General features: G+C 55.0%; 21 protein-coding genes. 15 read left to right on the top strand and 6 right to left on the bottom strand.

All coding sequences use genetic code 11. The features are described 5' to 3' along the window. Positions 1-13: 13 nt before the first annotated feature. The 5 genes from ubiI (at position 14) to C7433_RS13665 (ending at position 6,914) form a co-directional block, all read left to right on the top strand. Positions 14-1,216 carry an FAD-dependent 2-octaprenylphenol hydroxylase gene (gene ubiI / locus C7433_RS13685; RefSeq protein ID WP_006120825.1) on the top strand — a complete coding sequence of 401 codons (1,203 nt, stop codon included), beginning with the start codon at positions 14-16 and terminating at the stop codon, positions 1,214-1,216. A gap of 431 nt (positions 1,217-1,647) precedes the next feature. Next, positions 1,648-2,745, top strand: coding sequence for a glycine cleavage system aminomethyltransferase GcvT (gene gcvT / locus C7433_RS13680; RefSeq protein ID WP_054687098.1), 1,098 nt, complete (start codon positions 1,648-1,650; stop codon positions 2,743-2,745). Positions 2,746-2,769: 24 nt separating this feature from the next. Then, complete coding sequence (gcvH, locus tag C7433_RS13675; RefSeq protein WP_033739626.1) at positions 2,770-3,156, top strand: glycine cleavage system protein GcvH; 387 nt, start codon at positions 2,770-2,772, stop codon at positions 3,154-3,156. Positions 3,157-3,237: 81 nt separating this feature from the next. After that, entirely contained in the window at positions 3,238-6,111 is a 2,874-nt protein-coding gene (gene gcvP / locus C7433_RS13670) for an aminomethyl-transferring glycine dehydrogenase (protein WP_110268361.1), read from the top strand. A gap of 59 nt (positions 6,112-6,170) precedes the next feature. Continuing rightward, positions 6,171-6,914 (top strand): SDR family oxidoreductase, encoded by a 744-nt coding sequence (locus C7433_RS13665; RefSeq protein ID WP_110268360.1) that lies wholly within the window; start codon positions 6,171-6,173, stop codon positions 6,912-6,914. A 34-nt stretch (positions 6,915-6,948) separates the two neighbouring features. Here C7433_RS13665 and C7433_RS13660 read toward each other — a convergent pair whose 3' ends face one another. Beyond that, positions 6,949-8,376 (bottom strand): 6-phospho-beta-glucosidase, encoded by a 1,428-nt coding sequence (locus C7433_RS13660; protein WP_110268359.1) that lies wholly within the window; start codon positions 8,374-8,376, stop codon positions 6,949-6,951. 114 nt (positions 8,377-8,490) lie between these two features. Then, positions 8,491-9,210, bottom strand: coding sequence for a MurR/RpiR family transcriptional regulator (locus C7433_RS13655; protein ID WP_110268429.1), 720 nt, complete (start codon positions 9,208-9,210; stop codon positions 8,491-8,493). A 162-nt stretch (positions 9,211-9,372) separates the two neighbouring features. On the opposite strand from C7433_RS13655, the gene C7433_RS13650 reads away from it, so the two are divergent. Continuing rightward, positions 9,373-10,026, top strand: coding sequence for a hemolysin III family protein (locus tag C7433_RS13650; RefSeq protein ID WP_110268358.1), 654 nt, complete (start codon positions 9,373-9,375; stop codon positions 10,024-10,026). Between the two features lie 32 nt (positions 10,027-10,058). Here the strand turns inward: C7433_RS13650 and ygfZ are convergent, their stop codons facing one another. Continuing rightward, positions 10,059-11,045, bottom strand: a complete 987-nt coding sequence (ygfZ, locus tag C7433_RS13645; protein ID WP_033739617.1) for a tRNA-modifying protein YgfZ — start codon at positions 11,043-11,045, stop codon at positions 10,059-10,061. Between the two features lie 224 nt (positions 11,046-11,269). Between ygfZ and sdhE the strand changes: the two genes are divergently transcribed. Both sdhE and C7433_RS13635 read left to right on the top strand, forming a co-directional pair. Then, positions 11,270-11,536, top strand: a complete 267-nt coding sequence (gene sdhE, locus C7433_RS13640; RefSeq protein WP_006120816.1) for an FAD assembly factor SdhE — start codon at positions 11,270-11,272, stop codon at positions 11,534-11,536. Further along, complete coding sequence (locus tag C7433_RS13635; protein ID WP_110268357.1) at positions 11,511-11,927, top strand: protein YgfX; 417 nt, start codon at positions 11,511-11,513, stop codon at positions 11,925-11,927. The genes sdhE and C7433_RS13635 overlap by 26 nt, the downstream gene beginning before the upstream one ends. Before the next feature lie 10 nt (positions 11,928-11,937). Here the strand turns inward: C7433_RS13635 and fldB are convergent, their stop codons facing one another. Then, positions 11,938-12,456, bottom strand: coding sequence for a flavodoxin FldB (gene fldB / locus C7433_RS13630; protein ID WP_006120814.1), 519 nt, complete (start codon positions 12,454-12,456; stop codon positions 11,938-11,940). Between the two features lie 102 nt (positions 12,457-12,558). Here fldB and xerD point away from each other — a divergent pair, with 102 nt between their 5' ends. The 6 genes from xerD to C7433_RS13600 all read left to right on the top strand — a co-directional run bounded on the left by xerD (position 12,559) and on the right by C7433_RS13600 (position 19,365). Beyond that, entirely contained in the window at positions 12,559-13,452 is an 894-nt protein-coding gene (xerD, locus tag C7433_RS13625; RefSeq protein WP_110268356.1) for a site-specific tyrosine recombinase XerD, read from the top strand. A 21-nt stretch (positions 13,453-13,473) separates the two neighbouring features. Beyond that, positions 13,474-14,187, top strand: coding sequence for a bifunctional protein-disulfide isomerase/oxidoreductase DsbC (gene dsbC / locus C7433_RS13620; protein WP_110268355.1), 714 nt, complete (start codon positions 13,474-13,476; stop codon positions 14,185-14,187). Between the two features lie 3 nt (positions 14,188-14,190). Beyond that, positions 14,191-15,930: a single-stranded-DNA-specific exonuclease RecJ gene (recJ, locus tag C7433_RS13615; RefSeq protein ID WP_039338426.1), complete on the top strand. Its 1,740-nt coding sequence runs from the start codon at positions 14,191-14,193 to the stop codon at positions 15,928-15,930. 190 nt (positions 15,931-16,120) lie between these two features. Beyond that, positions 16,121-17,219 (top strand): peptide chain release factor 2 gene (gene prfB, locus C7433_RS13610; RefSeq protein WP_100208631.1). Its coding sequence is split into 2 segments (ribosomal slippage): positions 16,121-16,195 and positions 16,197-17,219, totalling 1,098 coding nucleotides; the frame shifts between segments, so codons are not numbered across the junction. A 9-nt stretch (positions 17,220-17,228) separates the two neighbouring features. Next, positions 17,229-18,749, top strand: a complete 1,521-nt coding sequence (gene lysS / locus C7433_RS13605) for a lysine--tRNA ligase (protein ID WP_033739607.1) — start codon at positions 17,229-17,231, stop codon at positions 18,747-18,749. Positions 18,750-18,873: 124 nt separating this feature from the next. Then, positions 18,874-19,365 carry a cupin domain-containing protein gene (locus tag C7433_RS13600; RefSeq protein ID WP_039338424.1) on the top strand — a complete coding sequence of 164 codons (492 nt, stop codon included), beginning with the start codon at positions 18,874-18,876 and terminating at the stop codon, positions 19,363-19,365. On the opposite strand, the gene C7433_RS13595 is transcribed toward C7433_RS13600, so the two are convergent. After that, on the bottom strand, positions 19,362-19,988 hold the full coding sequence (locus tag C7433_RS13595) for a hypothetical protein (RefSeq protein WP_006120808.1): 627 nt from the start codon (positions 19,986-19,988) through the stop codon (positions 19,362-19,364). The genes C7433_RS13600 and C7433_RS13595 overlap by 4 nt on opposite strands. A gap of 368 nt (positions 19,989-20,356) precedes the next feature. On the opposite strand from C7433_RS13595, the gene C7433_RS13590 reads away from it, so the two are divergent. After that, a complete protein-coding gene (locus C7433_RS13590; RefSeq protein WP_033739603.1) occupies positions 20,357-21,520 on the top strand; it encodes an MFS transporter in 1,164 nt (387 codons plus the stop codon). Here C7433_RS13590 and C7433_RS13585 read toward each other — a convergent pair. Then, on the bottom strand, positions 21,517-22,437 hold the full coding sequence (locus C7433_RS13585) for a LysR family transcriptional regulator (protein WP_110268354.1): 921 nt from the start codon (positions 22,435-22,437) through the stop codon (positions 21,517-21,519). The genes C7433_RS13590 and C7433_RS13585 overlap by 4 nt on opposite strands. Positions 22,438-22,489: the final 52 nt, after the last annotated feature.

Here is a 22,489-nt window from a genome sequence, read left to right as displayed (position 1 = left end):
CTGAGAGGCACTGATGCAAACTTATGATGTGGTGATCGCCGGTGGCGGTATGGTAGGACTGGCCGTGGCCTGCGGTCTGCAGGGCAGTGGCTTGCGTATCGCCGTACTCGAACAAGCGCCCGAGCCGCAATTTGATGCCACCGCTTCTCCGTCTGTCCGCGTATCGGCTATCAATGCGGCCAGTGAACGTCTTTTACAAAAACTGGATGTCTGGTCGACGATCCTGTCGCTCAGAGCCAGCCCTTATCAGGCCATGGAAGTCTGGGATCGTGACAGCTTCGGTGCTATCTCATTTGACGGTGAGCAGCAGGGCTTAACCCATCTCGGGCACATTATCGAAAACCCGGTAATTCACTGCGCCTTATGGCAGCGAGCCAGGCAGTGCAGTGACGTGACGTTGCTGCCGTCGTCACATCTTCAGCAGGTGGCATTTGGCGATAACGAAGCCTTCATTACGCTACAGGATGGCGGCATGATGAGCGCACGGCTGATGGTTGCCGCAGACGGTGCCAATTCCTGGCTGCGCAACAAAGCCGATATTCCGCTGACTTTCTGGGATTATGAACACCATGCCCTGGTGGCGAACATCCGTACCTCCATGCCACATGATGGCGTCGCGCGTCAGGTATTCCATGGGGATGGCATTCTGGCGTTTCTGCCGATGCAGGATCCGCATCTGTGCTCCATCGTCTGGTCGCTGTCGCCCCAGGAAGCCACCCGGCTGGAAACGATGCCTGAGGCGCTCTTTAATCAACAGTTGTCGGTGGCGTTTGATATGCGCCTTGGCCTGTGCGAACTGGAAGGCGAACGGAAGGCATTCCCCCTCACGGCACGCTATGCGCGCAGCTTTGCTGCACATCGCCTGGCGCTGGTGGGCGATGCTGCGCATACCATTCATCCGCTGGCCGGGCAGGGTGTCAATCTCGGTTTTATGGATGCCGCAGAGTTGATTGGTGAAGTTCGCCGCCTGCATCAGCAGGGCAAAGATATCGGGCAGCACCTCTATCTGCGCCGCTATGAACGCAGCCGTAAACACAGTGCCGCCATGATGCTCGCGGGCATGCAGGGATTTCGGGAGCTGTTTGCGGGCAATAATCCGGCTAAAAAGCTGCTTCGCGATGTCGGGCTAAAATTGGCCGATAATTTACCGGGCGTGAAACCTGTCATGTTGCGGCAGGCGATGGGCCTGAACGACATTCCCGCCTGGCTTCGCTGACGCGAATCCCTTTCTTAAAGCCAGCGTAATTGCTGGCTTTTTTATTTTAAAAAAGGACTGCACCGTAAAAATGCAGTCCTGCACCGTTGCAGCGCCTCATTTGATTTATTCTAATTTTGCGTGATGTTTCGCATTACTTATTTTTATTCGACGCCATTTTTGCTTCGCTATTTTTTTAACATCTTGCGTGTCGGTACGAATAAAATGGCTGTAAAAAAATGAATAGGTCGTATTTGTTGTGTGTTTAATCACAAAATTACAGTCTTTTGTCCTGCTTTTTCTTTTGCGCGATTAGGCTGTGCGTCTGCGTTCGACCTCGCTTTGCTTATGGTTAATCGACCCGTTCAGTGGTAACGTCATTGCAAAGAGAACGTTTGCGTCGGCTCCCGGCGGCGTGGTTTCAAACTTACTTGTTTCAGCACAGGATAGTTATGACTCAGCACACACCTCTGTTTGACCAGCATCAGGAAAACGGTGCGCGTATGGTGGATTTCCATGGCTGGATGATGCCGCTGCACTATGGCTCCCAACTGGATGAACATCATGCTGTTCGCAACGACGCAGGCATGTTTGATGTTTCGCACATGACCATCGTCGATCTGCACGGTGCACGTACGCGTGAGTTTTTGCGTTTTCTGCTGGCAAACGATGTCGCGAGGCTGACGCAACCCGGCAAAGCGCTTTACACCGGCATGCTGAATGCGTCGGGCGGCGTGATTGACGATCTGATCGTGTATTTCATGGATGAGACGTTTTTCCGCCTGGTCGTGAACTCTGCGACGCGTGAAAAGGATCTGGCATGGATCAATGAACATGCGCAGGGTTATGGCGTGGAAGTCCGGGAGCGTGACGATCTGGCGATGATCGCCGTGCAGGGCCCACAGGCCCAGCAAAAAGCACAAACGCTCTTCAGTGATGCACAGCGTCAGGCTGTACAAGGTATGAAGCCGTTCTTTGGCATCCAGGCCGGGGAGCTGTTTATCGCCACCACCGGTTATACCGGCGAAGCGGGTTATGAGATCGCGCTACCTGCGGCGCAGGCCGTTACATTCTGGCAGCGCCTGCTCGCCGCGGGCGTCAAACCCGCCGGACTGGGCGCACGTGATACATTGCGTCTGGAAGCGGGCATGAATCTTTACGGTCAGGAAATGGATGAAAGCGTCTCACCGCTGGCCGCCAACATGGGCTGGACCCTGTGCTGGGAACCGGCGAACCGCAATTTTATCGGGCGCGAAGCACTGGAAAGTCAGCGCGAAAAAGGCACTGAAAAACTGGTTGGCCTGATCCTGACAGAAAAAGGCGTACTGCGTAACGGCCTGCCCGTGCGTTTTACGGATAGTCAGGGGCAGATGCAGCAGGGCATTATTACCAGCGGATCTTTCTCACCAACGTTGGGTTACAGCATTGCGCTGGCCCGCGTGCCTGCGGGCATTGGCGAAGACGCTATCGTTGAAATCCGCAACCGTGAAATGCCCGTAAAAGTGACTAAACCCGTTTTCGTTCGCGCCGGCAAGCCGGTTGCGCAGTAAAACATAATTACAGGAGAAAGGGCGATGAGCAATGTGCCAGCTGAGTTGAAATACCGCGACAGTCATGAATGGCTGCGCAAAAATGCGGATGGATCTTACACCGTCGGCATCACCGAACACGCGCAGGAATTACTGGGCGATATGGTCTTTGTGGACCTGCCAGAAGTAGGGGCGACGTTCGCTGCCGGCGAAGAGTGCGCCGTCGCCGAATCCGTAAAAGCGGCTTCCGATATCTATTCTCCTGTCAGTGGCGAAATTATCGCCGTGAACGACGCGCTGAATGATTCCCCAGAGCTGGTTAACAGCGAGCCTTATCAGGACGGCTGGTTATTCCAGATCAAAGCCAGCGATGAGTCAGAACTAGACTCACTGCTGGACGCGGATGCCTACAAAGCATCTATTGACGAGTAATCGTTGCGCGGCCTCCAGATGAGGCCGCCGATATCTGACCAGCACTCTCTGTTCCCCAGCCCGATTCAGGATTTACAGCTCATGACTCAGACTCTCAGCCAGCTTGAACACAACGGTGCGTTTATTGAGCGCCATATTGGTCCGTCGCCAGAACAACAGGCCGTTATGCTGGAGGCGATTGGTGCCAGCTCTCTGGCGTCGTTGATTGGTTCTATTGTTCCCGCCGACATTCAGTTGCCCGGTCCGCCCGCTGTTGGCGATGCGGCAACTGAACAGCAGGCGCTGGCAGAGTTAAAAGCGATTGCCGCGCAAAACCTGCGCTACAAATCCTGGATCGGCATGGGATACAGTGCGGTGATAACGCCGCCCGTTATCCTGCGGAACATGCTGGAAAATCCGGGCTGGTACACGGCTTACACGCCGTATCAGCCCGAAGTGTCTCAAGGACGCCTGGAGGCGCTGCTAAACTTCCAGCAGGTCACCATTGATCTGACCGGCATGGATATCGCGTCCGCTTCACTGCTGGATGAAGCCACCGCGGCGGCCGAAGCGATGGCGATGGCAAAACGCATCAGCAAACTGAAAAATGCCAACCGGTTCTTTATCGCTGATGATATCCATCCGCAAACGCTGGATGTGGTACGGACCCGCGCCGAAACCTTTGGTTTTGAACTGATTATCGACAGCGCGGAGAAAGCCCTGGAGCACGATAATCTGTTTGGTGTCCTGCTTCAGCAGGTGGGCACCACGGGCGAGGTACACGATTACACCAGCCTGATTGCCGAGCTGAAAACCCGTAAAGTAGTCGTCAGCGTGGCCTCGGATTTTATGGCCCTGGTGTTACTTGAATCGCCGGGCAAGCAGGGCGCGGATATTGTGTTCGGTTCCGCTCAGCGCTTTGGTGTACCAATGGGCTATGGCGGTCCTCATGCGGCCTTTTTTGCCAGCCGTGATGAACACAAGCGTTCTATGCCTGGCCGTATTATCGGTGTCTCACGCGACGCCGCTGGCAACACCGCGTTGCGTATGGCGATGCAAACTCGCGAGCAACATATCCGTCGGGAAAAAGCCAACTCCAATATCTGTACCTCTCAGGTGCTGCTGGCCAATATCGCGGGACTGTATGCCGTGTTCCACGGACCTGTTGGGCTGAAACGTATCGCTTCACGTATTCACCGCTTCACCGATATCCTGGCTGCCGGACTGCAACGTGGCGGGCTGAAGCTGCGTCATCACCACTGGTTCGACACGCTGACAGTGGACGTGACCGATAAAGCCGCCGTGTTAAACCGTGCGCTGAGTTTCGGCGTTAACCTGCGTAGTGATATTCATAACGCTGTCGGTATCACGCTGGATGAAACCACATGTCGTGAAGACGTTGCGACATTGTTCGCCATCCTGCTGGGCGATGATCATGGTCTGGATATCGATCAACTTGATAGCCAGGTTGCGGCAGACAGCCAGTCAATCCCTGCAAGCCAGCAGCGCGTCAGCGACATCCTCTCTCACCCTGTGTTCAATCGCCATCACAGTGAGACCGAGATGATGCGCTATATGCACAGCCTGGAGAAAAAAGATCTGGCTCTCAACCAGGCGATGATTCCGCTGGGTTCATGCACGATGAAGCTTAACGCTGCCGCAGAGATGATTCCCATCACCTGGCCTGAATTTGCCGAAATGCATCCGTTCTGCCCGGCAGAACAGGCGGGCGGCTACCTGCAAATGATTAGCCAGCTTTCCCAGTGGCTGGTTCAGCTTACCGGTTACGATGCGCTCTGCATGCAACCGAACTCCGGTGCACAGGGGGAATACGCGGGGCTGTTAGCGATTCGTCGTTACCATGAAAGCCGTGGTGAAGGTGAACGTCACCTTTGCCTGATTCCCAGCTCAGCACACGGGACCAACCCGGCCTCAGCCCAGATGGCGGGCATGGATGTGGTGGTCGTGGCCTGTGACAAACAGGGTAATATCGATCTGGGCGACCTGCGCGAAAAAGCCGCACAGGCGGGCGATAAACTGTCATGCATCATGGTGACCTACCCATCCACGCACGGCGTGTACGAAGAGACTATTCGTGAAGTGTGCCAGATCGTGCATCAGTATGGCGGCCAGGTGTACCTGGACGGTGCGAACATGAATGCCCAGGTGGGCATTACGACGCCGGGTTATATTGGCGCTGACGTTTCGCACCTTAACCTGCACAAAACTTTCTGTATTCCGCACGGCGGCGGCGGCCCGGGCATGGGACCTATTGGCGTGAAAGCGCATCTGGCACCGTTTGTACCCGGTCACAGCGTGGTGCAGATTGATGGTGTGCTGACACAGCAGGGCGCTGTCTCTGCTGCACCGTTTGGCAGTGCTTCCATTTTACCAATCAGCTGGATGTACATCCGCATGATGGGCGCGGAAGGGCTCAAGCAGGCCAGTTCGGTGGCGATTCTCAATGCCAACTACATCGCCAGCCGTCTGAAATCAGCTTATCCGATTCTGTATACCGGGCGGGATGGTCGTGTGGCGCACGAATGTATTCTGGATATTCGTCCGCTGAAAGAGCAGACCGGGATCAGTGAACTGGATATTGCAAAACGCCTCATCGACTACGGTTTCCATGCGCCAACCATGTCATTCCCGGTCGCGGGCACGCTGATGGTGGAACCTACCGAATCGGAAGGCAAACTGGAGCTGGACCGCTTTATTGATGCCATGCTGGCGATTCGTATGGAAATTGGGCGGGTGGAAAAGGGCGAGTGGCCAATGGATGATAATCCGCTGGTTAACGCGCCTCACACACAAATGGAAGTGACTGGCGAATGGTCGCATCCTTACAGCCGCGAGCTGGCCGTTTTCCCGGCAGGCAGCCACAATAAATACTGGCCAACAGTGAAGCGCCTGGATGATGTTTTTGGTGACCGCAACCTGTTCTGCTCATGTGTACCGATGAGCGACTATGCCTGAGTCGGGTTAACACAACTGTTTTGAGGGCCGGTTTTCGGCCCTTTTTTATGGAGGCTCAGATGAAACTCGCGCTTGTTACTGGCGGTAGTCGCGGCATTGGCCGTGCGACCGCCGTTTTACTGGCGACACGGGGCTACCGTGTGGCCGTGAATTATCGCGCGCGCGAAAGTGAAGCGCAGCGGGTGGTGGATGAGATTGTGCGTAACGGCGGAGAAGCCTTTAGCGTACAGGCCGATATCAGTGACGAGGCGCAGGTCATGGCGCTGTTTCAACGGCTGGATCAGGAGAACCTGCCGCTCTCGCTGCTGGTAAATAACGCCGGTATCCTGTTTCAGCAATGCCGTCTTGAGCAACTGGACGCGGCGCGCATTCAACAGGTTTTTGCCACAAATGTCACGGGCACCTTCCTCTGCTGTCGTGAAGCCGTCCGGCGCATGGGAACGCACCTGGGAGGACTGGGCGGCAGTATCGTGAACGTTTCCTCCGCGGCAGCCCGTACGGGTTCTCCCGGTGAATATGTCGAATATGCCGCATCGAAGGGCGCGATGGATACGCTGACGAAAGGTCTGTCACTGGAGGTCGCGCAACAGGGGATTCGTGTCAATGGTGTGCGGCCCGGTCTGATCTACACCGGGATGCATGCCGATGGCGGGGAGCCCGGCCGGGTCGACCGACTGGCGAGCGGCGTTCCGATGGGACGTGGTGGACATGCCGAAGAAATTGCAGAAGTGGTGATCTGGCTGGCCAGCGATGCGGCCTCTTACATCACCGGCAGCATCATTGATGCCGCCGGCGGGCGGTAAATTCATGCCGCAGCGTGACGCTGCGGCAGCCGACTTACAGCTTTTCACCGTTACTGGCGATAACCTGCTGATACCAGGCAAAGCTTTTCTTTTTCGCGCGTGAGAAATCACCGCTGCCATCGTCGTTTTTGTTAACGTGAATGAAACCGTAGCGCTTGTCGTACTGGCCGGTCGTAAAGGATACACAATCGATGCAGCCCCACGGCGTATATCCCATCAGATCCACACCATCATGAATGACGGCTTTTTTCATCTCTGCGATATGCGCCGCCAGATACGCAATGCGGTAATCATCTTCGATCACGCCCTGCGCATTCGGTTTGTCGATCGCGCCAAAGCCGTTTTCCACGATAAACAGCGGCTTCTGGTAGCGTTCGTACAGGTCGTTCAGCACATAACGCAGGCCAACGGGATCGATCTGCCAGCCCCAGTCTGAGGCGCTGACATGCGGGTTTTTGACCACCCCGTCAAAACCGGTAATGGGGTCGTCAATACCGCTGGCGCTGTGCTGCACGGCATTACTCATGTAATAGCTGAAACCGATGTAATCGGCACAGCCCTGACGCAGGGTATCTGCATCCTCTGGTTGCATCTCAATGTGGTAGCCTTTGCGTTCCCACTCTTTCAGCGCGTAGGCAGGGTAGTAACCGCGCATTTGTACATCGCTAAAGACATAGCGTTGATGCATCGCTTCTTTAGCCAGCATGACATCGTCCGGATGGCAGGAGAACGGATAAACCGGCACCATGGCGATCATGCAGCCAATTTTGAAGTCCGGGTTGATCTCGTGTCCGCGCTTCACCACCCGGGCACTGGCAACGAACTGATGGTGCATGACCTGATACATCGCCTGTTCAGGTTTTTCATGGTCGGTGAAAATAACGCCGGAACAGCAGTAGCCAAACAGCGGATATTGCCAGTTACGTTGGTTGTTAATTTCGTTAAAGGTCATCCAGTATTTAACTTTATTTTTGTATCGTTCCAGCACGACTTCACTGAAACGCACAAAGAAATCGACGACTTTACGGTTATGCCAGCCGCCATACTCTTTTACCAGGTGGTAGGGCATTTCAAAATGGGAAAGGGTGATTACTGGTTCGATGCCATATTTCAGTAATTCATCAAACAGGTCATCATAAAACTGCAGGCCGGCTTCGTTAGGTTGCTGCTCATCGCCACTAGGGAATATACGCGTCCACGCAATCGAGGTACGGAAGCATTTAAATCCCATCTCCGCAAATAACGCAATATCCTGCTTGTAGTGTGAGTAAAACTCGACGGCCTGATGATTAGGGTAAAATTTTCCGGGCTGAACGCCATCGGTAATGACACGATCCACGCCGTGTGCACCCCCTGTCAGCACGTCAGCGATGCTAATACCTTTTCCACCCTGATCCCACCCGCCTTCAACCTGGTGAGCCGCGACGGCACCGCCCCACAAAAATGTGTCTGGTAAGCTCATTACCCACTCTCCAATAAAGATAAAATTGGGCTGAGTGTAGCAAAGCACTTTATAAAGTCACGGTATAACACCGTGCGAAAAAAGGGATTTGTCACAGCTAAAAAACGCTGTGTTTTACTGGCTTAACCGTCGGCCAAGCGATTCGATAATATAAATCGCCGGTACCTGAGTGGTAATATCGCAGTTATCCTCCAGGCGGATAACCGGGACGTGATAGGAAACCGTAAAGTCGCTCATTTTTGCCAGCGAACAGTTTTCACTGTTGGTGACCGCAATAATTTTGCATTTATTCAGGCTAAACTGGCTGGCGATACGCAGTACTTCTTCTGTTTCGCCCGAGACAGAAAGGATGATCGCCAGGGCATTTTCATACAGGCTCGGACTGACGGGATAATAAGGATCATCAATAGCATGACTGAATTTCCCCACATTCGAAAAAAAACGTGCACCGTATTTTCCCAGGCTTCCTGATGTGCCCACACCAATAAAAAAAACCCGCTCAGCCTGCCTGATCATCGCGGCTGCCTGGGTGATGACCTGCTCAAATTCAGCATTATTGATGCTTTTAAAAAAACTCAGCATATCGGCCGGGCCAGAGACCGGTAAAGCTGGGGCCGTGTGTTCCTGGGCCAGCCGCAGACGGATACGAAACTCAGACCAGCCTTCACAGTGCATTTTGCGACAGAAACGCAGCACGGTGGTAGTTGACACGGCGGCCTGCTCCGCCAGTTCACGAATGGTCATGTAACCGACACTTTCACGATGTCTGATGATGTACTGATAAACCTGCAATTCCAGATCGTTGAGCGTGGCAAGATCGTGATGCGCGAACATGAAAAAATCACCAGATAGTTGACCAGTCAGCATTTTAACAGAATTTGAACCGGCGTTGACCGCATTAATTAATTTAAGCTTACACTTGTACACTGAAAGTTTTTCTGATTAATTTGTCTGGTGATTAATCTGCAATGGCTCTCACTTTTAGGCAGGAAGGTTATGACGCATAAACATTTTTCCACGCAGGGCTATCCACTGGCAGAGGAAATTGCCAACAGTATCAGTCACGGGCTGGGTTGCCTCTTTGGAATCGTTGGGTTAGTGCTGCTACTGGTTAAAGCAACAGCGATCCATGCGGATGTCACCACCATTGTCAGCTCAAGCCTGTATGGCGGCAGCATGATCGTGCTGTTTCTGGCGTCCACGCTTTATCACGCTGTCAGTCATCCACGCGCCAAACGCGTGCTGAAAAAAGTGGATCACTGCGCCATTTATCTGTTGATTGCGGGCACTTATACGCCGTTTTTGATGACAGGGCTGCAGTCACCGCTGGCTCACGCATTAATGGCGGTCATCTGGGGACTGGCGCTGCTGGGCATCCTGTTTAAACTGACGATCGCTGAACGCTATAAGGTGCTGTCACTGGTCACGTATCTTTGTATGGGATGGTTGTCGCTGGTGGTGGTCTATCAACTGGCGATGAAACTGTCGCCGGGGGGAATCTGGCTGTTGGCGCTGGGAGGCATCATCTATTCCCTGGGGGTGAGCTTTTATGTGGCGCGCCGCGTGCCGTTTAATCACGCCATCTGGCACGGTTTCGTGTTAGGCGGCTGCATCTGTCATTTCTGCGCCATTTATTTCTACGTCATGTAGAAACAGGGCGGGAGAGGTTCCCGCCCCGACACTCAGTTTTCGTCCAGCGAATAAGGCAAAGGCTGAATAGTGAGTTTGCCTCCTTCATCCCCTTCGACGCGCAATACGCTGTCTGGCTCCAGATCGTTATTCATCACGACCTGCACCCAGGTCACGCCATCATCAAGCTGCACGGCGGCGAGAACGGTACCTGTGCGACGCCAGCGTTCACCCATCTGCAATTCCAGCGAGTCGTTTGCGGCAGGCAGATGGCTGGCCTGGCCTGACAGCCAGTACAGGGCGCGCTTATTGGCGCCACGGTATTTCGCGCGGGCCACCATCTCCTGCCCGGTGTAGCAGCCTTTTTTGAAGCTGATCGCGTCCAGTGCCTGCAAATTAGTCGCCTGGGGAATAAACTGCGCGCTGGTCGCAGGTTCAATCACCGGAATACCGGCTTCAATGTCCAGGGCCAGCCACTGTGTGCTGTCTGTTAACTGAGCATCCTCGGCCAGCTTCTGTTTCAGTGCTTCTGCCTCAGCAAGCGAGGTGACCAGTAAAAAGCGCTCTGCGGGCTGGGCAAACCACAGCAGGGTGGTTTCGCCCTGTTGCACCACGGGAGTGGTACTGTCAGGAAGGGCTTCAAACCGGTCGGCCAGCGCCGCCCGAGCCTGGAAACCGGCAACGCCCAGTAACACCACATCGTCATCGGCGGCCAGCGTCACTTTAGAGAATACGGCGTATTTTTTTAGCTCCGGCAACTGAGTATCACGCAGTGCCCGGCGCACTAAATAGGCATAACCTTCGCCGCGGTGAAACAGACGCAGATTGCTCCACATTTTGCCTTTCGCATCGCAGTGGGCGGCGGGCAGATGATGGGCGGCATCCAGCGCGGCGACATCCAGCGTCAACTGACCCTGCAAATAGGACGTACTGTCAGGGCCCACTACAGACACCAGAGCCCAGGTATCCAGAGACATTAACGTGAGCGGCAGACGCGATGAGGCCGCAGGTTGACGTGGGGGAAGCGTAAATGTTGGCATTGATAAATCCTGAGTATGAAGGTTCATCCGGAACAATATCTTCAATGGTAAAAGAGCAGACTGGCATTGCAACCTGTTTACTGAACAGGGCGCACAAAACGCGTGATGAACGCCAGCAAAAGCGTCATCCTGCGGCGTTGTGCACATGACGAAGTCTGGAGCCTGCAGCCGCTGTTAATCCAGGTTACACTAGTCGCCACGATGTGAAACAGGAAAACTGATGCATGGATATTCATGATAAATCGCGCGTTCAATGGGCCTGCCGTCGTGGCATGCTGGAACTGGATGTCGCTATTATGCCGTTCTTCAAGTACGAATATGACACGTTAAACGATACCGACAAGCAGGTTTTCATTGCCCTGCTGAAAAGTGACGATCCGGACCTTTTCAACTGGATGATGAACCACGGCGAGCCAGCCGATCCCGAGCTGAAACGCATGGTGAAGCTTATTCAGCAGCGTAATCGTGAACGCGGCCCGGTGGCAATGTAACCTTCATCCCTCGTTGCAGGCGCGTACAATCCTTGCCCTGACGCTGGTGGTAACGCTAGCCGGCGTCGGGCTGATGCCCTTGCCTGCGGCAGAGTGGGTGATAAAGCCGGTGCTGTTCGCCCTCATCGTGTGGGAAGGATGGCGGCAGGACAGGCGCTTGTGTCTGCGCTGTGGAGCGCTACGACGCGACAGTGCCCGTGACTGGCACTGGCAGGATGAACACTGGCAAACGCAGCAACCGCTTTACTGGTTACCTGGCGCGGTGTTGCTGGTCATGAAGAACCCTCAGGGCAGGATAACGCGGTTTTGGCTCATGCAGGATAATATGCAGCCTGCTGAATGGCGCGCCTTACGCGCCTGCTGTTTTCGCGACAGACAACGCGCGCGTTAACACCGACAGCCTACAGGCGTTCGGCCGTTTCCGTCAGAATCTGCTCGCACCACTGCTCAACGCGCTCATCCGTCACGTCAAACTGATTGACGTCATCCAGCGCCAGCCCCACAAACTGTTTGCCATCCGCGCTAAGCGGTTTGGGGCTGGTAAATTCATAGCCATCCAGCGGCCAGTAGCCGACAAACTGCACGCCCATGGGTTGCAGCAGGTCGTGCAGCATACCCAGCGCGTCGAGAAACCATTCACCATAGCCAATCTGGTCGCCCATGCCGTAAAGCGCCACTATCTTGTTATGCAGATTGAGGGTGGGCAACTGCGGCCAGATGGCCTCCCAGTCTTCCTGTAGCTCGCCAAAGTCCCAGGTCGGAATGCCCAAAATCAGCAGGTCGTACTCTTCCATCAGACGCGGATCGTCATCTTTCACGTTGTGCAACGTCACTAACTCGTCGCCAATAAAATCCCGAATCTTCTCCGCTACGATTTCGGTGTAGCAGGTACTGGAACCGTAAAAAAGACCAATTTTCATGCAGATAGTGCTCTGTTAATCCAGACTTTGGCGTAATTGTATCAGAAGCAGGGGTGAATCAGGCATAATGAGCACGATTTCAGACTGAACGGCGGGGAAAACGTGCAAGACAGCGAACTGACAGAACAGTTTCTTGACGCGCTGTGGATTGAGCGCAATCTGGCGCAAAATACCTTGTCCTCCTATCGACAGGACCTGCAAACGCTCACCGGCTGGCTGGCACATCACGGCCTGACGCTGGTGTCATTAAGCCCGCAGGATCTGCAACAGTTTCTCGCAGAGCGACTGGAAGGCGGCTATAAGGCCACCAGCTCAGCGCGTCTGCTCAGCGCTATGCGCCGCCTGTTTCAGTACCTGTACCGTGAAAAGATTCGTGTGGACGATCCCAGCGCCCAACTGGCCGCGCCAAAGCTGCCCCAGCGGCTGCCCAAAGATCTGAGCGAGGCACAGGTCGAGCGTTTACTGCAGGCTCCGGATGTCAACGTGCCGCTGGAACTGCGCGATAAAGCCATGCTGGAATTATTGTATGCCACCGGGCTGCGTGTTTCGGAGCTGGTGGGATTAACCCTGAACGACATCAGCCTGCGTCAGGGCGTGGTGCGGGTGATCGGTAAGGGCAATAAAGAGCGCCTGGTGCCATTAGGTGAAGAGGCGGTTTACTGGCTGGAATATTATATGGAACATGGTCGTCCGTGGTTGCTCAACGGGCAAACGCTGGATGTGTTCTTCCCCAGTAGCCGCGCGCAGCAAATGACGCGGCAGACGTTCTGGCACCGAATCAAGCACTACGCCACGCTGGCAGGCATTGACAGCGAAAAGCTGTCGCCCCATGTGCTGCGCCACGCCTTTGCCACACATTTGCTGAACCACGGAGCAGACTTGCGTGTCGTACAGATGTTACTGGGACACAGCGATCTCTCCACGACCCAGATTTATACTCACGTCGCCACGGAACGTCTGCGACTGTTACATCAACAGCATCATCCGCGTGCATGACCGACGGATATAAGGAAAACAATGAACAAACATGTTGCCACGCTGGCGCTGCTGGTCAGCGCCTTTTCCGGTTTAACCCACGCTGATGACAGCGCTATTCAGCTTTCCCTGAAAAAACTGGGTTTACACCAGACCGAGATTCAGCCGTCTCCGCTGCCAGGCTTCAAAACCGTGCTCAGCGAAAGCGGCGTCCTGTATGTGACCGATGATGGTAAGCACATGATCCAGGGTCCCCTTTATGATGTCAGCGGCACGCAACCGGTGAACGTGACCAATACGCTGCTGGATAAAAAGGTCGACGCGCTGGTTCCGGAGATGATCATCTATAAAGCGCCAAAAGAGCAGCATGTGGTCACGGTGTTCACGGACATTACCTGTGGCTATTGTCACAAGCTGCACGAGCAGATGGCCGATTACAATGCGCTGGGCATCACGGTTCGTTATCTTGCTTTCCCACGCGAAGGGATGAACGGTAATGTCGCCAGCGCCATGAAAGCGGTCTGGTGCAGCGCCGATCGTAACAAAGCCTTCGATGACGCGATGAAAGGTGATGCGCCGAAGATGGAGGCGCCTGCGTCATGCAACACTGACATTGGTCAGCAGTATAAACTCGGCATTCTGTTCGGCATTCAGGGCACGCCCGCCATTCTGACCGATAGCGGAATGATGATCCCGGGCTACCAAAGCCCTCAGGAACTCAAACAGGTACTGGATAATCAAAAGCGTGGTGGTTAAGGCGTGGTAAAGCACGAAGTCGAATTACGTCGTCGTGAGGCGGTACCGGATTTGCCCGGGCTCCCTGCTGATTTGCCGCCGCTTCTGCGTCGGCTTTATTTGCAACGTGGCGTCAGTGATGCCGCTCAGCTTGAAAGAGGCGCGAAAAACCTGCTGCCGTTTAGTGCGCTGAGCGGTATTGATAAGGCCGTCGCCTTGCTGCATGAAGCGCTGCTGGATGGACGCTGTATTATGGTCGTCGGCGATTTTGATGCTGACGGTGCCACCAGTACCGCGCTTACCGTGCTGGCTCTGCGCAGCATGGGATGCAGCAATGTTCAGTATCTGGTACCTAACCGGTTTGAGGATGGATACGGCCTCAGTCCTGAGGTTGTCGAACAGGCGAAAGCGCGCGGCGCGGAGATGATCCTCACTGTCGATAACGGTATTTCCTCTCATGCTGGCGTCGCCGTCGCGCATGCGCACGGGATTGCGGTGCTGGTGACCGACCACCATTTACCCGGCGAAACGCTGCCTGACGCGGACGCTATCGTTAACCCAAACCTGCCTGATTGCACTTTCCCGTCGCGTGCGCTGGCAGGCGTTGGTGTGGCCTTTTACCTGATGATGGCGCTGCGTGCCCATCTGCGAACCCAGGGCTGGTTTGGCGTCACGCGGGCAGAACCTAACCTGGCTGACCTGCTCGATCTGGTGGCGCTGGGCACGGTTGCGGATGTCGTGCCGCTGGATGCAAATAACCGTATTTTGGTCTGGCAGGGCCTGAGCCGCATTCGTGCCGGTAAATGCCGACCGGGCATCAAGGCGCTACTGGAAATCGCCAATCGCGATGCGCGCCAGCTGGCCGCCAGCGACCTGGGGTTTGCGCTGGGACCGCGGCTGAATGCGGCCGGAAGGCTCGACGATATGTCAGTCGGCGTCGCGCTGTTACTGACGGACGATCTCAGCCAGTCGCGTATGCTAGCCAGCGAGCTGGATGCGCTCAATCAGATGCGCAAAGAGATTGAACAGGGTATGCAAAGCGAGGCGCTGGCGCTCTGTCAGACGCTGGAGCGTGAGCAAACCGATTTGCCGCTGGGGCTGGCCTTTTATCATCCCGAATGGCATCAGGGCGTGGTAGGTATTCTGGCTTCCCGGCTCAAAGAGCGTTTTCACCGTCCGGTCATCGCCTTTGCGCCTGCGGGCGACGGCATGCTGAAAGGCTCGGGACGTTCGATTGCGGGCCTGCACCTGCGGGATGCCCTGGAACGGCTTGATACGCTCCACCCCGGGCTGATGCAGAAGTTTGGTGGTCACGCCATGGCGGCCGGGCTGTCGCTGGAGGAGGCGCGCTACGAGGAGTTTCGTCAGCGGTTCGCTGAACTGGTCGGCGACTGGCTGGCTGGCGAAGCGCTGCAAGGGGTGATGTGGTCTGATGGCGCGTTACAACCCGCTGAGTTTTCTCTGGAGACCGCCGAAATGCTGCGCGATGCCGGTCCCTGGGGACAGGCCTTTCCGGAGCCTGCGTTTGACGGCAAATTCCGGCTGTTGCAACAGCGGCTGGTGGGGGAACGTCATCTGAAAGTCATGGTGGAGCCACTGGGCGGCGGGCCATTGATCGACGGTATCGCGTTTAACGTAGATACCACGCTGTGGCCTGACAGCAGCGTTCGCGAGGTTGAACTGGCGTACCGGCTGGATATCAATGAATATCGCGGTAACCGCTCAGTGCAGTTGATTATTGAACATCTCTGGCCGCTCAGTTAACGGATGAAGGTGGACGGACGGGAGTCCGTCCGCCAGGCCTTTCTGACGTTGCCTCCCTCCCTTTCAGCACAGCCTGTCCCAAACGTTTACACCCTGCGCATTTTCTCAACGCTACAAACTGTCGCCGGTTTCGGGTAAACTCGCAGGTTACATTTCTTATTCCATCAAACGTTAAAAAGACGCTAAACACATGTTTGAAATTAATCCGGTCAAATACCGTATTCAGGACCTCACCGAGCGCAGCGACGTTCTTCGGGGGTATCTTTGACTACGATGCCAAGAAAGAACGCCTTGAAGAAGTAAACGCAGAACTCGAACAGTCTGACGTCTGGAACGAACCTGAACGCGCCCAGGCGTTGGGTAAAGAGCGCTCCTCTCTCGAAGCAATCGTGAATACGCTGGATCAGATGACGCAGGGGCTGGAAGACGTACAGGGCCTGCTTGATCTGGCTGTGGAAGCCGATGACGAAGAAACCTTTAACGAAGCGGTCGAAGAACTGGACGCGCTGGACGTTAAACTGGGTGAACTCGAATTCCGCCGTATGTTCTCGGGTGAGTACGACAGCGCAGACTGTTATATCGATTTGCAGGCTGGCTCTGGCGGCACCGAGGCGCAGGACTGGGCCAGCATGCTGATGCGTATGTATCTGCGTTGGGCCGAAGCGAAAGGCTTCAAAACCGAGATTATTGAAGAGTCCGAAGGCGAAGTGGCGGGCATTAAATCGGTAACCATTCGCGTGTCGGGCGATTATGCGTTTGGCTGGTTACGCACCGAGACAGGCGTTCATCGCCTTGTTCGTAAGAGTCCGTTTGACTCCGGTGGTCGCCGCCATACGTCATTCAGCTCCGCGTTTATCTACCCGGAAGTCGATGACGATATCGATATCGACATTAACCCGGCAGACCTGCGCATTGACGTTTACCGTGCCTCGGGTGCCGGTGGTCAGCACGTTAACCGGACGGAATCTGCGGTGCGTATCACCCATATTCCGACCGGTACGGTCACGCAGTGTCAAAATGACCGCTCTCAGCACAAAAACAAAGATCAGGCGATGAAGCAGATGAAGGCGAAGCTGTACGAGCTTGAGATGCAGAAAAAAAATGCCGAGAAGCAGGCGCTGGAAGACAATAAGTCGGATATCGGCTGGGGAAGCCAGATCCGTTCTTACGTTCTGGACGACTCACGAATTAAAGATCTGCGTACCGGCGTGGAAACGCGTAATACGCAGGCGGTTCTGGATGGCGATCTGGACCGTTTCATTGAAGCAAGTTTAAAAGCAGGGCTATAAGGAACCGACATGTCTGAACAACAACCGCAGAGCGCTGACGTCGCACTTGAGTTAAATAACGAACTGAAAACGCGTCGCGAGAAACTGAGCGTGCTGCGTGAAAACGGCGTGGCGTTTCCTAACGATTTTCGTCGTGATACCACCTCCGATCGGCTGCACGCCAGCTATGACGAGAAGAGTAACGAAGAGCTGGAAGACTTAGGCATTGAGGTCAGCGTGGCGGGCCGTATGATGACGCGCCGTATTATGGGCAAAGCGTCTTTCATCACCCTGCAGGACGTTGGCGGGCGCATTCAGCTGTACGTAGCACGTGACGATCTGCCTGAAGGCATCTATAACGAGCAGTTCAAAAAGTGGGATCTGGGCGATATCCTCGGCGCACGCGGTAAGTTGTTCAAAACCAAAACCGGCGAGCTGTCTGTTCACTGTTCAGAACTGCGTTTACTGACCAAAGCGCTGCGTCCGTTGCCTGATAAGTTTCACGGCCTGGCCGATCAGGAAACACGTTATCGTCAGCGTTATCTTGATCTCATCGCCAACGATGAATCACGCAACACCTTCAAAATTCGCTCTCAGATTATGGCCGGTATTCGCCAGTTCATGGTCGCTCGCGACTTTATGGAAGTGGAAACGCCAATGATGCAGGTGATCCCGGGCGGCGCATCAGCGCGTCCGTTTATCACGCATCATAATGCGCTGGATATCGATATGTACCTGCGTATTGCGCCAGAGCTGTATCTGAAACGTCTGGTTGTGGGCGGTTTTGACCGCGTGTTTGAGATCAACCGTAACTTCCGTAACGAAGGGATTTCACCACGTCATAATCCAGAGTTCACCATGATGGAACTCTATATGGCGTATGCGGATTATAAGGATCTGATCGAACTGACCGAAAGCCTGTTCCGCACGCTGGCGCAGGATGTGCTGGGCAGCACCGTCGTGCCTTATGGTGAGCAGGAATTCGATTTCGGCAAGCCGTTTGAAAAGCTCACCATGCGTGAAGCCATCAAAAAATACCGTCCGGAAACCGATCTGGCCGATCTTGACGATTTCGATAAAGCCGTGGCAGTCGCCCAGGCCATCGGCATCAAAGTCGAGAAAAGCTGGGGCTTAGGCCGCGTGGTGACCGAGATTTTTGAGGAAACCGCAGAAGCGCACCTGATTCAGCCTACCTTCATTACCGAATACCCGGCGGAAGTTTCTCCGCTGGCTCGTCGTAACGATGAAAACCCGGAAATCACCGACCGTTTCGAGTTCTTTATCGGCGGACGTGAAATCGGCAACGGCTTCTCTGAGCTTAACGATGCGCAGGATCAGGCTGATCGCTTCCTGCAGCAGGTTAATGCCAAAGACGCGGGCGATGATGAAGCCATGTTCTATGACGAAGACTACGTTACCGCACTGGAACACGGCTTACCGCCAACGGCAGGTTTAGGCATTGGTATCGACCGGATGGTGATGCTGTTTACCAACAGCCATACCATCCGTGACGTGATCCTGTTCCCGGCGCTGCGTCCTGGCGCTAAATAAGTCTTGTTGTTCTGTAAAAAGGCCGGGTTATCCCGGCCTTTTTTCTTTCTGCTGTTCGCGATGCCGTGCTTGAGTCATCCCGCCCCCTCTGCCAGACTGAAATCTCAACAGGGAGCCAACCACGATGACACAACGTCCCGACTGTATTCGCCACTGGCAGACGCTGGAAGGCGACGATAACGAACACTATTCTGACAGCGATGAGCGCATGTCGATTGGCGCGCCACTGGGGCGGTTACTGGGGTTAACCCGCCTCGGCATTCACCATGAAAGGCTGTTGCCCGGACGCCGCATGTCCTATCCGCACGCGGAGAGCGCGGAAGAAGAGTTTATCTTTGTGCTTGAAGGTCATCCTGACGCCTGGATCAACGGTGAGTTGTACCCGCTGTCGCCGGGCGATGCCGTTGCTTTTCCGGCCGGAACCGGCATCTGCCATACCTTTATCAACAACCGCGACCATGAGGCGCGCTTTTTAGTGGTGGGCGAGGTGAGCAAACCCGAAAACCGTATTACTTATCCGCTCAATCCGGACTACGAAGCAACCCGTGAGGACAGGTGGCTGAATCCGCCTGAACAGACGATGGGCAAGCATCCCGGTTTGCCCGACAAAAATTAAGATTTTACGGCGTCATCCAGCCAGTGCTGAAAGCGAGAGTAAGGAACATAGAGGGCGACGTCTTTATACAACGTCTTGCCGCTGTGGTTATCGTTAATGCGCTGGCTGTAGCCGACGATCACGCCTGCCAGTGTGTCGTCAGAAGCATTGTAAACCGCGCCACCAGACATCCCTTTCACTACGCCGGCATTCGCTGCCACCACCACACAGTTAGCTTTGTTCCAGTCATTGGCCAGCGTGGTATTCACCAGATTCTGACCGGTTGAGCTGACCGGCATGGCCGAGATAAAGCTGTACCCGTAAAGGTTCACCTTATCGCCAATGTGGCTGTTACGGAAGGCAGGAGGAAGGTTGGCTTCGCTGTTCTTGTGGTAGACCACCGCCAGGTCGCACTCCGGATGCCAGGCTTTCACCCGGTAAAGCGAATATTTCGCCACGTGGGCCGCCGTGAGGCTGTAGTCCGGGGTCAGGGGAATGGTCGTACCCAGCGTGCCCAGCCCCATGATGGTTGGAATGCCGGTAACGGTCATATCAACCCGCTTTTCAGCTTCTTTACTGTACTCATAGTGACCGACTGAGCAACCCGTTAAGCCCAGTACCAGTAAGAGGGTAAGCCGTTGCATTATTCTCTCTCCGCGTCAGTTGGACTGCATTTCATCTGGCGATTCATAAGAGCTTTATCGGCAACGCTAATACTTTATTGATAACTAAAATCGGTATTAGCTAAAAAACGGCTACTTCGCTGGCAACCTTTCTGCTTGTTTTAAGTGGCGGGCTATCCCTTTCTCCTTAACCTCATGTTTAATAAGCATAGTTCATCTTACTGTCAATTATTGCCTTTCCTGCAATACAGTGTTGCCTCTGTGTGAGTATCCGATGACAGTCAGCTATGGTGTAATACAGAATGTGACAGAGATCATAAATTATAGCCTGTTCATCGCGATGCACGCGGAAGCAACCGCGTCGCAATAATCATATTTGGGAGAGTGTTATGCCTGTGGCATTACTGGCATTGGCGCTGAGTGCGTTCGCCATCGGAACCACTGAGTTCGTTATTATGGGGTTACTGCCGGAAGTGGCAAACGATTTACAGGTGACCATTCCGTCAGCGGGCTGGCTCATCAGCGGCTATGCCCTGGGCGTGGCCATTGGCGCGCCGGTCATGGCACTGTTGACCGCGAAACTGCCACGCAAGAAAACGCTGATTCTGTTAATGGCCATCTTCATCATCGGTAACCTGTTGTGCGCGCTGGCGTACAGCTACAACCTTCTGATGCTGGCGCGGGTGATTACCGCCCTCTGTCACGGTGCGTTTTTTGGCATTGGCGCTGTGGTGGCTGCCAGTCTGGTGGCTGCCGATCGCCAGGCGTCCGCCGTGGCGCTGATGTTTACCGGCCTGACGTTAGCCAACGTATTAGGCGTGCCATTGGGGACCTGGTTTGGTCAGCTGTTTGGCTGGCGTGCCACCTTCTGGGGCGTTGCGGTAATTGGTGTGCTGGCCTTTATTGCGTTGATCACCAGCCTGCCGGAAAATAAAAACGAGAAGCCCGTCAATCTGGCCAGCGAAATCAGCGCGCTGGCAAACGGTAAACTGTGGCTGTCGTTACTGATGACGGTCTGTTTTGCTGCCGCCATGTTTACGCTGTTCAGCTATATTGCGCCGTTGCTGTTGCAGGTCACCGGCATCAGCGATCATGGCGTGAGCTGGACTCTGTTCCTGATTGGGGCGGGGCTGACGGCAGGCAATATTTTGGGCGGCAAACTGGCTGACCGCAATGTGGCGCTCAGCCTGACAGGCAGTTTCCTGCTGATCGCGCTGTTCTCACTGCTGTTTAGCTGGACCAGCCATGCGCTGTGGCTGGCGGAAATCACCTTGTTCCTTTGGGCGATGGCTACCTTCGCTACGGTACCCGGCTTGCAGATAAATGTCGTGCGCCACGGTAAGGAGGCACCAAATCTGGTGTCGACCCTGAACATTTCGGCCTTTAATGTCGGGAATGCACTGGGTGCCTGGGTAGGCGGAGCGGTTATTGCCCGGGGCTATGGGCTGACCAGCGTGCCGGTTGCCGCGGCTGCGCTGGCGGCGGTGGGGCTGATCGTCTGCCTGATCACCTTCCGTAAATCAGGCGGCGCGGCGGCCAGCGTACACGCCTAAACCAGTCTGGCCGCAATCAGCGCCGGAAAACGGGCAATCTGATGTTGAAAGTGCGCTGCAAAGGCGTCAACCAGCGCTGAAGCCGGCCGGTGGCGCGGCCGGACCAGACTGACGGTAAAGGGCACCGCCACGCTAAACGGACGCATGACGATCCCGCTGTCAGCATAATCGAGTGCTGTCAGCGGATTAACGACAGAAATACCCACGCCAGCCTGCACCATCGCGCACACCGAGGCTGCGCTATGGGTTTCCATCACCATCCTGCGCGTCACGCCTTGCTCATGAAACAGTGCATCCAGTAACTGCCGATAGCTGTCCGTACGTGACAGGCTGACATAGTTCTCACCCGCAAAATCCTGCGGCGTAAGTAAGTTGCGCTGCGCCAGAGGATGCTGTTTCGGTAAGACACAGACTTCATCGCAGGTCAGTAAAGCCTGGCGATCGGTACCGGCAGGTGCGTGCAGCGTTTCTGTCAGGCCCAAATCATAGCGCTGCGCCGACAGCCACTCTTCCAGCAGCGGTGAATCCTGCGGAATGATGTTCAGGCTGACGTCGGGATAGCGTTGTAAAAACGTCTGACAAATGGGCGGCAGCAACGACTGTGAGAAGGCCGGCAGACAGGCAATCGACAGCTCGCCCTGACGAAACTGCCGCAAACCTTCTGCCGCATCCATAATGCGGTCCAGCCCATACCACGAGCGCTGCACCTCTTCAAACAGGCGTAGTCCCTGCACCGTCGGTTGCAGACGGCCACGCACGCGCTCAAACAGTTGCAGACTCAACTGCCGTTCAAGCCGCGCCAGTTCACGGCTGACCGTGGGCTGTGAGGTTTGCAGCAGCGTGGCGGCCTGGGTGAGGTTGCCGCTGGTCATCACGGCATGAAAGATCTCGATGTGGCGCCAGTTAATCGTGGCCATGGGATATCCCATATCATTTATGCATAGATGCTATTAAAACAGATATTTTTCG

The organism is Pantoea sp. PNA 03-3 (genome assembly GCF_003201175.1).
GTDB classification, from domain to species: domain Bacteria; phylum Pseudomonadota; class Gammaproteobacteria; order Enterobacterales; family Enterobacteriaceae; genus Pantoea; species Pantoea stewartii.
This window is presented reverse-complemented; position numbering and strand designations above follow the sequence as displayed.

What these genes read in the sequence shown, in the direction of transcription:
- lysS (WP_033739607.1), top strand. Translation starts at nt 17,229, where the DNA reads ATGTCTGAACAACAACCGCAGAGCGCTGACGTCGCACTTGAGTTAAAT.
- sdhE (WP_006120816.1), top strand. Translation starts at nt 11,270, where the DNA reads ATGGATATTCATGATAAATCGCGCGTTCAATGGGCCTGCCGTCGTGGC.
- gcvP (WP_110268361.1), top strand. Translation starts at nt 3,238, where the DNA reads ATGACTCAGACTCTCAGCCAGCTTGAACACAACGGTGCGTTTATTGAG.
- C7433_RS13585 (WP_110268354.1), bottom strand. Translation starts at nt 22,437, where the DNA reads ATGGCCACGATTAACTGGCGCCACATCGAGATCTTTCATGCCGTGATG.
- C7433_RS13650 (WP_110268358.1), top strand. Translation starts at nt 9,373, where the DNA reads ATGACGCATAAACATTTTTCCACGCAGGGCTATCCACTGGCAGAGGAA.
- gcvH (WP_033739626.1), top strand. Translation starts at nt 2,770, where the DNA reads ATGAGCAATGTGCCAGCTGAGTTGAAATACCGCGACAGTCATGAATGG.
- C7433_RS13665 (WP_110268360.1), top strand. Translation starts at nt 6,171, where the DNA reads ATGAAACTCGCGCTTGTTACTGGCGGTAGTCGCGGCATTGGCCGTGCG.
- ygfZ (WP_033739617.1), bottom strand. Translation starts at nt 11,045, where the DNA reads ATGCCAACATTTACGCTTCCCCCACGTCAACCTGCGGCCTCATCGCGT.
- C7433_RS13660 (WP_110268359.1), bottom strand. Translation starts at nt 8,376, where the DNA reads ATGAGCTTACCAGACACATTTTTGTGGGGCGGTGCCGTCGCGGCTCAC.
- C7433_RS13600 (WP_039338424.1), top strand. Translation starts at nt 18,874, where the DNA reads ATGACACAACGTCCCGACTGTATTCGCCACTGGCAGACGCTGGAAGGC.
- fldB (WP_006120814.1), bottom strand. Translation starts at nt 12,456, where the DNA reads ATGAAAATTGGTCTTTTTTACGGTTCCAGTACCTGCTACACCGAAATC.
- ubiI (WP_006120825.1), top strand. Translation starts at nt 14, where the DNA reads ATGCAAACTTATGATGTGGTGATCGCCGGTGGCGGTATGGTAGGACTG.
- C7433_RS13655 (WP_110268429.1), bottom strand. Translation starts at nt 9,210, where the DNA reads ATGTTCGCGCATCACGATCTTGCCACGCTCAACGATCTGGAATTGCAG.
- C7433_RS13590 (WP_033739603.1), top strand. Translation starts at nt 20,357, where the DNA reads ATGCCTGTGGCATTACTGGCATTGGCGCTGAGTGCGTTCGCCATCGGA.
- gcvT (WP_054687098.1), top strand. Translation starts at nt 1,648, where the DNA reads ATGACTCAGCACACACCTCTGTTTGACCAGCATCAGGAAAACGGTGCG.
- dsbC (WP_110268355.1), top strand. Translation starts at nt 13,474, where the DNA reads ATGAACAAACATGTTGCCACGCTGGCGCTGCTGGTCAGCGCCTTTTCC.
- C7433_RS13595 (WP_006120808.1), bottom strand. Translation starts at nt 19,988, where the DNA reads ATGCAACGGCTTACCCTCTTACTGGTACTGGGCTTAACGGGTTGCTCA.